Raw genomic sequence first — 14,741 nt, 5'->3', positions numbered from 1 at the left:
TTTATGAGCTTGCGCCGTGATGGCGTCAACTGTCAGAAATTACAGGTATGGCGCCATTCGTCGTGTATTCAGGCGAGCAATTCCTGAATCTTTTCCTGCAACACATCCAGATCAAACGGCTTTTCCAGGATCGGCGCCTTGCGCGTGATCGGGCTGCCGGTTTCGCGGATTTCCTGCGGATAACCACTGATGAAAATCACTTTGAGATCCGGGCGCAACTTGACCGCCGGTTCGGCGATCTGCACCCCGGAGATACCGCCCGGCAAACGGAAGTCGGTGATCAACATGTCCAGATGTGGCTTGCTCGCAAGAATCTCGAACGCCTGCTCGCCGTTTTCGGCCTGCAACACGCGATACCCCTGCCCCGACAGGTAATCCGTCAGGACCATCAAGATAACCGGTTCGTCCTCGACGACGAGTACTACATCTTGTGCATCTACGCTCATGGGAAGCCTTTGTTCGGTCAATAGCTGCTGATACGACCGTACGGTCAATCAGAGGTTGCGTCGGATGTGCCGTTTTCCTGAATTGGCAGACAAACGCGAAACTGGGCGCCTTCGTTGATTTCACTCTCGACGACGATGGAGCCGCCATGGGCGGCGACGATCTGCTCGGAAATGAACAGACCCAGCCCGAGCCCGGCCACTACCGTCTTGGCGGAAACCCGTTCGAACTGTTGGAAAATACGTTTCTGGTTCTCTTGGCTGATGCCAATGCCACGATCCTGCACCTCGACCCGTGCCTCATCGCCTTCACGGTAAACCCGCACCTGAATCGGACTCCGACCGCCATAGCGCAAGGCGTTGGTCAGCAGATTGGTCACCACCTGCTCGATACGGAATTCGTCCCAGTTACCTTCCACCGGGTTTGGCGCGGTAAATGAAACTTCGGTTTCCGCGGCCTCGATCTGTGGCGCGAAGTTTTGCAGCAGATTGCTCACCAATTGCACCAAGTCGAAACGGCTCGGCCGGATCGACAGTTTGCCAGTGCGAATGCGCGACACGTCGAGCATGTCTTCGATCAGACGGATCAGGCTTTTGATCTGCCGCTCATCGCGGTCGACCATGGCGTGCATCTTATCGAGGGTAAACGCGGCAGCGTTGTCACGGGCCAGGTGCATCTTGCGCAACTGGGTTTCGAGGATCAGGCCGTTCAGCGGTGTACGCACTTCATGGGCGACGATGGACATGAAGTCATCGCGCATACGCACCGCTTGCTCGAGCTCCAACTGCGTGCTTTGCAGTTGTTGCAGCAGTGCTTCCTGCTCGCGACGGGCCTGCTCCAGCGCTTCGACCTGCTGTTTCATCGCTTTGCTTTGGCGATACAGATCGACAAAGACGTTGACCTTGCTCTTCACCGCATGGATATCCAGCGGCTTGTGCAGAAAGTCCACCGCCCCACTTTCGTAACCCTTGAACGCGTAATTCAGTTCACGCCCGGCGGCGCTGACGAAAATGATCGGAATGTTCTTGGTTTTCTCGGTGCCGCGCATCAACTCGGCGAGCTCGAAGCCGTTCATGCCCGGCATCTGCACGTCGAGGATGGCCATGGCGAATTCGTGCTGCAGCAGCAGCGACAGCGCTTCATCCGCCGACAACGCTTTGTAGACGGTACGGTCTTCACGCTTGATCAGCGCTTCGAGTGCCAGCAGGTTCTCCGGCAGATCGTCGACGATCAGCAGTTTGGCTTGGATATTACTCAGCATGCGATTCGTTCCAGCTCGACAAGCAGACGGCCGATGCCGTGAATGGGTAGGACATGATCCGGCTGCTGAACCTTCAGTGCAGCCAGAGGCATGGTGGCGACTTGCGCCTCTTCGGGATCCTGAACGATGGTCAAGCCGCCGCAGCGTTTGACCTCGGCCAACCCGCGCGCGCCATCGTGATTGGCGCCGGTCAGCAGCACAGCGGCCAGTGCTGCACCGTACGCGTCGGCGGCTGATTCAAACAGATAGTCGATCGATGGCCGGGAATAATGCACGCGGTCCTCAAGACTCAACGACAGGCTGCGATCCTGCTCCACCGACAGGTGATAACCCGGCGTGGCGAAATACACGTTGCCGGCAACGATGTCCTGTTTGTCGGCAGCCTCGTGCACCGGCATCTCTACACGCCGGGCGAAGACCTCGGCCAACTGGCTGCGGCGCTCTTCGGGCAGGTGCAGGACGACAATGATCGGCAACCCGTAGCCTCGGCGCAGCGGCCCGAGCAGGCTCAACAGCGCCTCAACGCCACCGGCGGAAGCACCGACCACAATCGCCTCAACGCGAGGTAAAGCCACGGCCTCGTTCATGTTTTGCGGTAGATCCGTTCTTGTTTCACCAACGCTTCGAACTCTTTGGCATAGCTGGAAAAATCCAGCGTCTCTTTGCTGCCGAGCACCAGAAAGCCGCGATGGCAAAGCGATTCATGGAACAGACCGAACGCTCGATCCTGTAGCTTCTTGTTGAAGTAGATCAAAACGTTACGGCAGGAAATCAATTGGGTTTCGGAGAACACACTGTCGGTCGCCAGACTATGGTCGGCAAAAGTCACGTTCTCGCACAGGCTCTTGTCGAAAATCGCGTAACCGTACGCCGCCGTGTAGTAATCGGCAAACGAGCGTTGACCACCGGCCTGCTGATAATTGGCTGTATACGCGCGAACATTCTCCATGGAGAAAATCCCCTGCTTGGCCTTGTCCAGCGAGCGCGGGTTGATGTCGGTGGCATAGATGATCGTGCGATCGAGCAAGCCCTCTTCGCGCAGCAGAATCGCCATCGAATAAACCTCCTCACCCGTGCTGCACCCGGCGATCCAGATCTTGATCGACGGATAGGTGCGCAACAACGGCACCACTTCCTTGCGAATCGCGAGGAAGTGCGACGGATCACGAAACATCTCGCTGACCGGAATCGTCAGCAATTGCAGCAACTGCATGAACGCCGTCGGGTCATGCAGGACTTTTTCCTGCAATGCCGAAATGGTCGCGCACTCGAACTGGCTCAGCGCATGCTGCACCCGGCGCTTGATTGAAGCGCCGGAATAATCGCGAAAATCGTAGCTGTACTTGAGGTAGATCGCCTCAATCAACAAGCGCAGTTCGATTTCACTGTTTCGTTCAGCTGGCGTACTGCGTTCCACTAAATGCGTTCCATCTTCGGTAACCACACGCGAATCAGCGAGAACAGGCGATCCAGGTCGATGGGCTTGGCCAGGTAATCATTGGCGCCCGCCTGCAGGCAGCGCTCCTGATCATCCTTCATGGCCTTGGCCGTCACCGCAATGATCGGCAGCTTGCGCCAGCGCGGATCCTTGCGGATTTCAATGGTGGCTTCGAAACCGTCCATTTCCGGCATCATCACGTCCATCAACACCAGATCGATGTCCTCGACTTCATTCAGTTTTTCAATCGCCTCACGGCCGTTCCGGCCGATGACCACGACTGCGCCTTTAGTCTCCAGAGCACTGGTGAGGGCGAAAATGTTACGCACATCGTCGTCCACCAGCAGCACCTTGCGACCCTCGAAGACCTTGTCGCGGCTGCGCGCGGTCTTGAGCATCTTCTGCCGTTCATGGGACAACTGCGATTCGACTTTGTGCAGAAAGAGTGTGACCTCGTCGAGCAAGCGTTCAGGCGAACGCGCGCCCTTGATGATGATCGAGCGCGAATATTTGCGCAGCTCGGCCTCTTCATCGCGGGTCAGGTTGCGTCCGGTGTAGACGATGACCGGCGGAAACGAGCAGATGTCTTCGGTCGACATGCGCTTGAGCAGGTCATTGCCGAGCATGTCCGGCAACTTGAGGTCGATGACCATGCAGTCGTAGATGGTCGTGCGCAGCAGCGCCAAGGCATCCTGCGCAAGGCCGACGGCGGTGATTTCGATGTCTTCGTCACCGATCAGACGCGCAATGCTTTCGCGCTGCAAATCATCGTCCTCGACCAGCAGCACGCGTTTGACCTTCTGGGTCAACTTGGCTTCAAGACGAGCGAACACATCCTTGAGTTCTTCGCGGGTGGTCGGTTTCACCGCATAACCGATCGCGCCCATGTGCATGGCCGCTTCGACGCGGTCCTCGACGGAAATCACATGCACCGGGATGTGCCGGGTTTCGGCGTGCTCTTTCAGGCGCTGCAATACGGTGAGGCCAGAGTGGTCCGGCAGGCGCATGTCGAGCAGGATGGCATCCGGCACGAACTCTTTCGCCAGGTCATAACCCTCATCTGCACCGTGGGCTACCAGGCACTGATAGCCGAGCTCGTGCGCCAGATCGTAGAGGATGTGCGCAAAGTTCGGCTCGTCTTCCACCACCAGAATGCAGCGCGTGGCGAAGGGTGCTTTGTTGCGGTCATCGGCGAAGCGCGGAATGTGTACCGGCGTCAACGGCGAAACCACCGGTGCCAGCGGCGCGCTGGCCATTGTGGCTGGCGGCGTAAAGGTCAACGGTGCGAACGGAACTTCATTGGACTCGTTGAACTGTTGCGGCAACACCAGCGTGAACACACTGCCCTGCCCTGGCGTGCTGCTGACGCTGATCGAACCGCCGAGCAATGTCGCCAGATCCCGCGAAATCGACAGGCCCAGACCGGTGCCGCCGTATTTGCGGTTGGTGGTGCCGTCGGCCTGACGGAAAGCTTCGAAAATGCTCTCTTGTTGATCGGCGGCAATGCCGATCCCCGAATCGCGGACGATGAACGCGATGCGATCGTCAGGCTGACCGGCGATGGTCAGGCTGACGGTGCCTTTCTCGGTGAACTTCACGGCGTTGGACAGCAGGTTCTTGATCACCTGCTCCAGACGCTGGCGGTCGGTGTAGAGCATACCCGGAGCGCCGGGCTGCATATCGACGCTGAAGGTCAGTTGCTTGTCTGCCGCCAACGGTTCAAACACGCTGCGCAAGCCATCGGCCAGACGCGCGACGCTGGTGTTCTCCGGAATGACTTCGAGCTTGCCGGCCTCGACCTTGGAGATATCCAGAATGTCATTGATCAGGTTGAGCAGGTCGTTACCGGCGGAGTAGATCGATTCGGCAAACTTGACCTGTTCGGCGCTGAGGTTGTCCTGCGGGTTCTCCGCCAGCAACTTGGCGAGAATCAGCGAACTGTTCAGCGGTGTGCGCAGTTCGTGGGACATGTTGGCGAGGAATTCGGACTTGTATTTGCTCGAGCGCTGCAATTCTTCAGCGCGCTCTTCGAGTTGTACCTGAGCCTGGTTGAGTTCGGTGTTTTTCAGGTCCATGGCGTCGCGTTGCTCGGCCAGGGTCTGCGCCTGCTCGGCAAGCTGCTCGTTGGTCTGCTCCAGCTCGACTTGCTGGGTTTCCAGATGCGCCTGGGATTCCTTGAGAATCCGTGACTGCTCTTCCAGTTCTTCGTTGGCGGTTTTCAGCTCTTCCTGCTGCACCTGCAACTCTTCGTTGAGTTGCTGGGTTTCGGCCAGCACTTCCTGCAAGCGCTGGCGGTAGCGTGCGGCTTCGATGGAGGTGCCGATATTGCCGGCAATCAGTTCCAGCAGTTCGATATCGCGATCATTGAGCGGCCGCAGGAAACCCAGTTCGATCACACCATTGACCCGATCGTCATCGCTGGTCGGCACCACCAGTACACTGTGCGGCAAGCCTTCGCCCAGCCCGGAGCTGACTTTGAAGTAGTCCGACGGCACCGAATCGAGACGAATCAGCCGCGCCTGCTGCGCCACTTGGCCAACGATGCCTTCGCCGCTGTAGATCGACTGTTCCTGTTCTTCCTGCTCGCGGGAGAAGCCGTAAGTGGCCACACGCTTGAGGCCACCGTGCTCTTCACGCACATACAGCGCAGCCACGGCGGTGCCGAGGTATTGCGCACAGAACTGCAGAATATTGCGGCCCAACAGATTCAGCGTCAGTTGCCCCAGCACCTGCTCGGCCAGTTCGGTCTGGCCATTGCGCAACCACGCCTGCTGCTCCAGACGTTCGGCACTGGCTTGTTGAGCGTCCAGCGTGGCGCTGTAGCTGTCGGAAAGATTGACCAGGTCACGACGGCCGATATAAGCCAGCAAACCACTGATACCGGCGATGAATATGAGGTAGAGGCTGATGCTCCAGATCGTGGTGCGGCGCACCTCTTCATTGCGCGTGGTGCGCAGGACCTGCTCGGTCTCGATAACGTCTTCGAATTGCTTGCGAATTTCGTCCGTCAGGCGCTTGCCACGTCCGGCCTTGACCGCGCCCCGGAAATCGCCGCTGGAACGCTGCAGATCAATCATCGACTGTGCGTAGTTGGCCCACTCAATCTGCAACGCTTGCAGACGACGCAGACGATCGGTCTGCACCGGGTTGTCGGCGGTCAGTTCAAGCAGCGTATTGAGCGCAACGGTAATGCGCGGCTTGGCCGTTTCGTACGGATCAAGGAAGTGCTCGTCACCGCTGAGCAGAAAACCACGCATGCCGGTTTCCAGGTCCACGGTGAGTTTCACCGCTTCATTGGCGTTATTGATCACCCGGTCGGTGTGCTCCACCCACTGGATCACCGACAGCAGATATGTGATCAGCGACACGAAGAACACGGCACTGAGCACACCGACGCCCAAGGGCAGACTGATGTTGCGACTCAGGAGTTTGCGAAACCGTTGCTCATCAACCGTAGACGGAGAGGACATGGGGCAGCCTTGTCGAACTGTTGAAAAACAGGGAGTTTGCCCCAAAACACCGGCATGGATCCATTTTTCTCACACCTTTGGCCGCAAATTCCTACGTATACCGGCACCTTTGCAGCCTTGAACAGTTATCCTTGCGGCCCCGTCTGCGGCTATGCTTTTTTTGTTGCCTTCAGGGAACTTGTGGCACTGCGCCACTTACTGATGAAAGAGCCCGGCATTTTTGATCGGCCGGCGACCCTGAACTGACTTTTGAGAGCCTGAATATGTCTGCCACCAACGCCACCATCCTTGTCGTAGAAGACGATGACATCGTGCGCATGCTGATTGTCGATGTGCTGGAAGAGTTGGAGTTCAAGGTGCTTGAAGCAGACGGTAGCGAACAGGCACTGGAAAAGCTTGAAGATTTGAGTCAGCACATTGACCTGATGATGACCGACGTCGGCCTGCCGGGTATGGATGGCCGTGAGCTGGCGACCGAAGCACGCAAGTTGCGCCCCACCCTGCCGATTTTGTTTGCCAGCGGTTACGCCGAAACCATTGATGTGCCCGCAGACATGCATGTAATCGGCAAGCCGTTTTCAATTGATCAGTTGCGCGACAAAGTAAAAGCGGTATTGAACGATTAACAGCCGAAGCAACTTGTTATATCCAAGCACAATTTGCAACGCACCTACTCTGTAATCACGCATCACCGCAGTTCTATCCTGAGTCAATTCTTTAGTTTCTGGCGACTGACAATTCAGCGCTATCACTAAAGGCCCTTGATACTCACTCGACTCAGGATAGAAGGCATGCGCCCCGCCGTAATCAATAACACCCCTTTCGTCGATCGTTCTTCTTCCGACAAACAGGAAAGAGCAAACATCGTCCAGGCATTGAATGCCGCCGTTCTGCGTTCGAATGCTGCCATGACACTAGGACAGTACAGCGCAAGCGCGTCTTTACCCGAGACAGCCCGACTCAGCCTGCAGAACCTGTTTTTCCCCTACGTCGCCGGCAGCACGTTCGATGACGTCTATAAGCCAGCACGGCACGCCATGCAAAAAATGATCGAAACAAGGGAGTTCTTGCATCTTTGCAGAACTCATGGGTTTCCGGCGAACGCTAAAATCGGTGTCGACGACAAAGGCGATATCTTTGGAATATTTGAACAGGCCAGACATGCACTGCCCATTGGCGGAAGCACAGAGACGGCGATGCTGTTCGAGTTCGCCGAAATAACCGGTGGGTATGTTTATTCGGGTTTCGACATCGGTATTGAGCAATGGCTTGCTTTTCATGGTTTGAGTCTGCCGCAAACCATTGGCGACATTAAACAGTTGGTTGCCTATTTGAATTTTGAACTTCCCGCCCCTCCCGACTCCGGCGACTATCACGAACTATTAAACAGTGAGGCCGCTTCACCGTTTCATCTATCACGCGCTAAACGCGACATCATCACGCAGGTCATTCAGGAAACGACTCAAGGCAGGTCCAGCCTTCTGAAAAAACTGTCCATCGCCGATTCCAATCAGCCCCCCATCGCCACTAAACGCAAGCACGTGAACGACATTATCAGCGACTGTTTGAAACAGAACTTTGCCAGTGACCTTGGCCAAATGCTCCATGAGCGCCTCGACTGGCATCTGGAATCAGACGATCAGCCAGTGCGCGCCAACCAACTGCGCGAAATACTGCAGGCCGCGTTGGTCATCGATCTGGAGTCGCGGACCAACACGCCGGTTCTCGATGGTTACGACCTGTATCAACCGGCCAATGCGACCCGCCATGCTGCACAAGTGCGTGAAAGCCTCGAGCAGCATCTCGTTACCGACGGCCTGGTTGAACCAGAATGCGCGCCGCTGGCAGCCCACCTGTTATTGGCCGGCGCCGCCGCTGAATTCCTGATACCCGATATTCCGCCTGATCTGACCGTGGAAAAACCCGGCTGGGTGGTCATCGCTCAAGCGGTAGCGTTGATCGAACAAGCCTCGCCGGGGTCCTCCCGCTTGATGACGTACACGCAAATCAAGGCATTTGCAGATCTGGCGCCCCTGTCCCCCGAGCAAATCGAACTGCATCAGGCAGCTGGATTTACCCCGACGATCAATTGGGCAGTTCTCAATGGAGTGATCGACTACCGAGCCGCCAAAGATTACGAAAAGGCTGCGCTGGTCATGGCTACCACGCAGTTCGAGCGCTACATGGAGATCCTCAGCCAATCTGAAGCGGGCCTGTCGCAAACACCACCCGATCGCAGAAAAATCGCCCTTGAGGCCCTGAAGAAGGTGATGCCCGATGGCAGTTATCTCGAAAGGAAAGGGTTTTCCATCAAATACCTGCGCAGCTTCAAAGATCGCAGTTGGCTCGAGGCGTTAAAGGCTGCGCATCCGGTCGGCATCCTCAGCGAATCTTATGATGTGCTGCTTAACCTGACCGATAACAGCGAATATTCGATAAACAAGCTACTGCGCCTGCGTTTTTCGATACTGGATCTCTATCTGTCCGGCGATCTCATCGAAAATGGCAAGTTGACAGAGCGGTTCCAGCGACAAAGCAACTTCAAGCCACCCGCTAAAGCGTTTGACCGCTTGTCCGAACTCGAATCGCCGCGCGTATTGTTCGATCAAGCCTTCGATACCTATTACAAAGGCGTGCGTGAAGCAATGTCCTCGGTGATTAAAGTGGCCATTTCGAACATGCCCGAGCGCGATCGCCGTGCGCTCACCAACGGTAACATCTCGCTCTACACCGTCAGAAAGGAAGTCAATCCGCTCAATCCACAAGAAGAAACCCAGTTTGCACGTGACGAAGCGAAAGGTCGCTACGGCATCATCCTGTGCGGTAAGAATGGCAACACACTGCGCGCCTATGAACTGTTCAGCTTGCGCGGTCTGTGTCGCGAACGCGCAGAACTAGTGCCGCTACTGCAACGCTCCCGAGTCATCGATGCTCGCCCGACACTCTCGTATACCGGCAGCCGGTACGATTTCCAGGCAAAGAACAAGGCCCGGGACTGGCCTCTCGATTTCGCGGCTTACAGCGAGGGCAGCGAGCCCCGCAGTGGCGTGACATCTCGCGTGGTGGTGGAAAAGCTCTGGCAGCTGAATCTGGACGCCACGGACTTCCGGCCGGTGTCCCTACTCTTTTCCCCGCAAGTCCATGGCATCGCCGAATGCATACTGAACAACCACCCTGTGGCGAGCCGCGCTGAGCTGTACGCCTCGCTGAATGTGCAGACGGAGTTGGAGGAATGGCGCACAACAATAGAAACCATTGAACGCTTGGCGATCAACGTGGCTGTGCCTTTTAAACAATGTATTGAAGATATCCGTTCGGGGCGCACGGACCGGGTGTCCGAGGGCGTTGGGGGGTGTGTGCTGGACGGCCTGTCGATCATCGGATTGTTGATTGGTCTGGGGGCAACAGCGGCAAGCATCGCCGCCAAGACCGGGTCAACCACGCTCAAGGTATTGAACGTCTCCAGAGCCGTGGCCCGTGCAGCACTGTCGTTGATCAACCCTTTGGATGGCTTGTCGACTCTGGCCCGCACAGGGCTGCGGCTCGCGGGGCGCGGCATCGTCTTCGTGGGCGAAAACGCGTTGAGTGCGGGGAAAACAGCCAATGCGCAATTGCGCAAATTGATCAGTGGTGCAAATGCCTATGAATTGATCAAGGTCGAACGGCTCACCGATGTACGCCAGGCAACCTGGCGCGGGGCGCAGGGCGTGAGTCAGGCCGTCGATATCGCCGTGCTGGAACGCAACAAGCGGTGGCACGCGCTCAACCTCAAAGTCGGCGGCGCCTGGGGGCCACGCCTGAAGTTCCTCAAGCTGGGAAATTTCTCGCCGTTGAAACGATTGTTCGCTCGGTCAAAACCCTTCAGTTACACCCAGGAATATCTGAGCAAAGCCATTCCCCACGCCAAGAGCAAACTCGACAACACAATCGGCATGCTTAGTCAGGTACCTGAGGATGACTACCAGGTTCGCTCATTGCTCAAGCATGTCTTCGGCACTGACTCCGACGAGGCGATTGAATACATCACCCGCAACTTGCAGGCCATGCGCAAGGATCTCGATTCCGTTGATGTCACCAATATGGTGTTTCGACCCCATGAGCCGAAAGTCCTCGCAGCATTGCGTGTCGACACTTACAAACACTGGAAGGCCGGCGTCGACGCCGGCGTTAAAGCAGATAAGAACGCGGGTCAGTTTCTGGCGATCTATCCGGACAATCTGGATGAGTTCTATCAAGTGTCCAAATATGACGATGCCATTATCGGCGATGTCATTGTCCATGAGATGTCGCACGGAACACCGGGAACGCTAGATCTCTACTACGGCGAAGTGCTTGCCGGCGTAACCCCCGCCGAGTTTGACGCCGTCGGGCTGCTGGAATTTGCCAGAGACGCACACAAGGCCCACCCGGAAAATTTGAGCAACCCCCATTTTCGCTTTGCCAAGCGCGAAGAATACATCGAGTTCAAGAGAATCAGGGACGGGCTGCCAAAAGTGGTGCAAGACCATCCCGCCCTGTTGAATGCGGACTCTTATGCCCTGTCCGTCTCGTTGCTGGACCAGCAAAAGACCGCGCCGGCGGCGTTTCAATTCAATCTCTCGACCATGGAAAACGCATTGAAGAACACGGCTCCCGGTGATTTCATCAAGGGCCCCCTGTTGCTCAACCTTGCCAAACCGATATGAAGAGAGACAGGGCGCACCCGATCACAATGGCTGTGTTTTAATTGCGCCCTTTTTTCTCACCTGCTTTAAAGGATCTGCCCTCATGACCCCGTCCTGCACCACTAAAGTCCTGGTCATCGGCTACGTCTGGCCCGAGCCGCGCTCTTCCGCTGCCAGTGGTCATGTGATGCAGATCCTCGAAACATTCCTTCAACAAGGCTGGGAGATTACTTTCAGTAGCCCGGCCGGCCCAGGCGAGCACAAGGCGGATCTTGCCGCACTCGGCATCCGCGAAGTCGCTATCGAACTGAACAACAGCAGCTTCGATCAGTTCATCAGCGAACTGGCGCCGGACATCGTCTTGTTCGACCAGTTCATGATGGAAGAACAGTTCGGCTGGCGCGTTGAAAAACACTGCCCTCAGGCGCTGCGCGTGCTGGAAACCTCAGACCTGCAAAGTCTGCGGCATGCGCGTCATCAGCGACTCAAGACACGCCTCAAGGATAATCCCGACCAGAACGATTTCAGTGATGTATTTGCCCCCGCCCTGCGCGACGAGTTCGAACTGATGGCTGAAACCGATCTGGCCAAACGCGAAATTGCCGCGCTGTATCGATGCGATCTGAACCTGATGATCTCCGAAGTGGAAATTGAACTGCTGATCGAGCAGTTCGGCTTGCCGCGGCAACTGCTGCACTGGTGCCCGTTGATGATCGATCCGCCTGCGGCCACACCTGCAACATTTGCAGAGCGGGCGCACTTTTTGAGCATCGGCAACTTCCGTCATGCGCCCAACTGGGATGCCGTGCTCTGGATGAAGAGTACGATCTGGCCGCTGATTCGCCAGCAATTGCCCCAGGCACAATTGCATATCTACGGCGCGTACACGCCGCCGAAAGCCACGGCGCTGCATAACGCCCGCGAAGGCTTCCACATCATGAATTGGGCCGAAGATGCGTTGCAGGTCATGTCTGCGGCGCGGGTGTGTCTGGCGCCCTTGCGCTTTGGTGCCGGGATCAAGGGCAAACTGGTCGACGCCATGCTCTGTGGCACACCCAGCGTCACCACGCCGGTTGGCGCTGAGGCGATGCATGGCAATCAGGCCTGGCCAGGCGCGGTGACGAACAGCGCGGTCGAGTTCGCCAACAATGCCGTGGCGCTTTATAACGACGAGGCGCGTTGGCAGGAGGCCTGCCAGGCGGGATATACGCTGCTGAATGAACGATATCAACAGTCCGTACACGGTTTGGCATTGATAGAGAAGCTGCGTTACTGCCAACAACATTTGCATGAACTGAGAGCCAAAAACTTTACCGGAAGTATGCTTCGCCATCACTCACATAAAAGCACGCAATATATGTCGCAATGGATCGAAGCGAAAAACCGTAACAACCAGCAAGTAGAAAATCCATAACCATTTACTTCTACACGAATTGCATTAAAAGCCAACTTTGCCAATTAACCGACACCCGTTATAAACATCCTGCGCGCACAACCCTATAAACTTAAAATCCATCGCAGGATGTATGACATGAACAATCTTGATAACTTCCAGACCTCTCAATGGATGGCAGACACAGCACAAATTGATAACTTGTCGCTTTTTGAACTGACCCTGCCAGGCACTCATAATGCTGGCTGCGACCGGGAGGCGAGTTATGCGCTGTTACCGGGCAAAAACTGGCTCGCCTGCCAGGATGTCTCCTTCTACTCACAACTGAATCGCGGCGCACGAGCCCTCGATGTGCGCCTGACCGTTGATAACACGGCGCAGGGCCTGGCGAAGTTTCGCTTTCACCACAACGGCTACCTGTCTTCCCGCACGCTCGAAGATCTCGTTCGTGATGTGAAAGGCTTTTATGAAAGAAGCAACAATGAATTCATCATTCTCGACTTTCATGAACTGGGAAACGGTAAAGCCCCATTCGACCATGCGGAATTCAAGGCATTGATGCTGGAACATCTGGGTGAGCGAATGATACCCAACCGGAACTTGCATATGCCCCTCAGCGAACTCAAGGCGATCAGTTCATTGCAAAGAGTCATGGTCGCAGCCCCCATGACTTGGGACACGCAGGACTATCGATTTTATGGAAAGATCCAGCACAAGTGGATCAACAAACAACTGGTCAGTGCTGTCGACCTGCAGGGTTATATAAAAGAAGTATTGAATACCTACACCAGCAGACTGTATCCATGGTCGCTGTCGGCAACCAGTTTTACCCTTGGCGGCCCGCAACGAATTCTCGACGATCTCGACACCTGGTTCGATCCAGACCAATCGGACTGGGCAAAAAAGTGCAACATCATCAATTTCGACTTTATTAAAAATTCGAACATTGTGCGTTTCTGCCAGAAGGTCAATCAGGAGAAAGCCGTTGAGAAGTCACGGAACATGGCACAGGCGGTTTGAGTGAAGCTGGCGCCCATCCCGAGAAACGAGGCATGATCGGCAGGCGATAACAAAAAAAGTAGCTCGCCATGACTCGAACCGCCCGCGTAACCGACCCCTCGTATGAGTTGATGGATGACCATAACGGCTTGTCCATCATCTACCGCCAGCATGGTTTTCCGTGCCCGCTGGTGCGCTGGCATTTTCACAAGGAATACGAACTGCACCTGATCGTCGCCAGTTCCGGCAAGGTGTTTATTGGCGACTACATCGGCAATTTTTACCCCGAAACCCTGTTTCTCACCGGCCCCAACCTGCCGCACAACTGGATCAGTCAGGTGGCCGAGGACGAGGTCGTGGAAAAGCGCGACATGCTGGTCAACTTTACTGACGAATTATTCGAGAGCGGCCACCAGGTGTTTGCCGAACTGAAAACCCTGGCGCCCTTGCTGGAGCGTGCGCAGTACGGCATCGAGTTCCGCTGCAAACGCACCATTCGCCAGGCCATGACGCTGATGCAGCGCATTGCCGACAGCCAGGGCATCACCCGCCTCGGGCACTTTTTCATCCTGATGGAATTGCTCGCGGCCAGCGATGATTTCCTGTTGTTGTCCGGCGCCACCACCCCGCAACTGGCCGACGAGCACAACATCGATCGCACCAACCGGGCGGTCGATTACATCTTCAGTCACTACGCCCGCGACATTTCGCTGGAGGAAGTCGCCGAGCATCTGGGCATGACGCCGACCTATTTCAGCCGGGTATTCAAACAGGCCACCGGGCGCAATTTCATCGAGTTCGTCAACCGCCTGCGCATCAGCAAATCCTGCGAACTGCTGGCTGACGGTGATAAACCGGTGACCGAGGTGTGCTTCGAATCCGGGTTCAACAACATCTCCAACTTCAATCGGCGCTTTCAGCAGCTCAAGGGCATGACGCCGTCGCACTATCGGCGGCTCGCGGTGCAGCGCCTGACCGAGCAAAACCACCACTGACAACGCAATTCCCTCTGTGGGAGCGAGCCTGCTCGCGAAGGCGGAGGATCAGTTGGCACATTCGTAGCTGACACACC

10 protein-coding genes are annotated in these 14,741 nt (G+C 56.2%); 5 read left to right on the top strand and 5 right to left on the bottom strand.

Annotated features, from left to right (window positions below; all coding sequences use genetic code 11):
* Positions 1 to 68: 68 nt before the first annotated feature.
* From ACZZ0G_RS25540 to ACZZ0G_RS25520, 5 genes are read right to left on the bottom strand one after another with little or no spacing between them, the layout of a single operon-like run.
* Positions 69 to 446 carry a response regulator gene (locus ACZZ0G_RS25540; protein WP_003225116.1) on the bottom strand — a complete coding sequence of 126 codons (378 nt, stop codon included), beginning with the start codon at positions 444 to 446 and terminating at the stop codon, positions 69 to 71.
* Between the two features lie 44 nt (positions 447 to 490).
* Positions 491 to 1,705: a hybrid sensor histidine kinase/response regulator gene (locus ACZZ0G_RS25535; RefSeq protein WP_463558011.1), complete on the bottom strand. Its 1,215-nt coding sequence runs from the start codon at positions 1,703 to 1,705 to the stop codon at positions 491 to 493.
* The gene (locus tag ACZZ0G_RS25530) at positions 1,699 to 2,292 is read right to left on the bottom strand and encodes a chemotaxis protein CheB (RefSeq protein ID WP_463558010.1); all 594 of its coding nucleotides are present in this window, start codon (positions 2,290 to 2,292) and stop codon (positions 1,699 to 1,701) included. Before ACZZ0G_RS25530 ends, ACZZ0G_RS25535 begins: the two co-directional genes overlap by 7 nt.
* Positions 2,289 to 3,122 carry a CheR family methyltransferase gene (locus tag ACZZ0G_RS25525; protein ID WP_463558009.1) on the bottom strand — a complete coding sequence of 278 codons (834 nt, stop codon included), beginning with the start codon at positions 3,120 to 3,122 and terminating at the stop codon, positions 2,289 to 2,291. The genes ACZZ0G_RS25530 and ACZZ0G_RS25525 overlap by 4 nt, the downstream gene beginning before the upstream one ends.
* Complete coding sequence (locus tag ACZZ0G_RS25520; protein ID WP_463558008.1) at positions 3,122 to 6,613, bottom strand: response regulator; 3,492 nt, start codon at positions 6,611 to 6,613, stop codon at positions 3,122 to 3,124. Before ACZZ0G_RS25520 ends, ACZZ0G_RS25525 begins: the two co-directional genes overlap by 1 nt.
* Positions 6,614 to 6,876: 263 nt before the next feature.
* Here ACZZ0G_RS25520 and ACZZ0G_RS25515 point away from each other — a divergent pair, with 263 nt between their 5' ends.
* From ACZZ0G_RS25515 to ACZZ0G_RS25495, 5 genes are all read left to right on the top strand, one after another.
* Positions 6,877 to 7,239 carry a response regulator gene (locus tag ACZZ0G_RS25515; protein WP_463558007.1) on the top strand — a complete coding sequence of 121 codons (363 nt, stop codon included), beginning with the start codon at positions 6,877 to 6,879 and terminating at the stop codon, positions 7,237 to 7,239.
* Positions 7,240 to 7,404: 165 nt separating this feature from the next.
* A complete protein-coding gene (locus ACZZ0G_RS25510; protein ID WP_463558006.1) occupies positions 7,405 to 11,298 on the top strand; it encodes a M35 family metalloendopeptidase in 3,894 nt (1,297 codons plus the stop codon).
* Between the two features lie 82 nt (positions 11,299 to 11,380).
* Entirely contained in the window at positions 11,381 to 12,691 is a 1,311-nt protein-coding gene (locus tag ACZZ0G_RS25505) for a glycosyltransferase (RefSeq protein ID WP_463558005.1), read from the top strand.
* A gap of 117 nt (positions 12,692 to 12,808) precedes the next feature.
* Positions 12,809 to 13,690: a phospholipase gene (locus ACZZ0G_RS25500; RefSeq protein ID WP_463558004.1), complete on the top strand. Its 882-nt coding sequence runs from the start codon at positions 12,809 to 12,811 to the stop codon at positions 13,688 to 13,690.
* A 68-nt stretch (positions 13,691 to 13,758) separates the two neighbouring features.
* Positions 13,759 to 14,664: a helix-turn-helix domain-containing protein gene (locus ACZZ0G_RS25495; protein ID WP_463558003.1), complete on the top strand. Its 906-nt coding sequence runs from the start codon at positions 13,759 to 13,761 to the stop codon at positions 14,662 to 14,664.
* Positions 14,665 to 14,741: the final 77 nt, after the last annotated feature.

Source organism: Pseudomonas sp. AC169, from assembly GCF_979258515.1.
The sequence above is the reverse complement of the archived record's forward strand: the minus strand, read 5'-3'. Positions and strand labels throughout refer to the sequence as shown.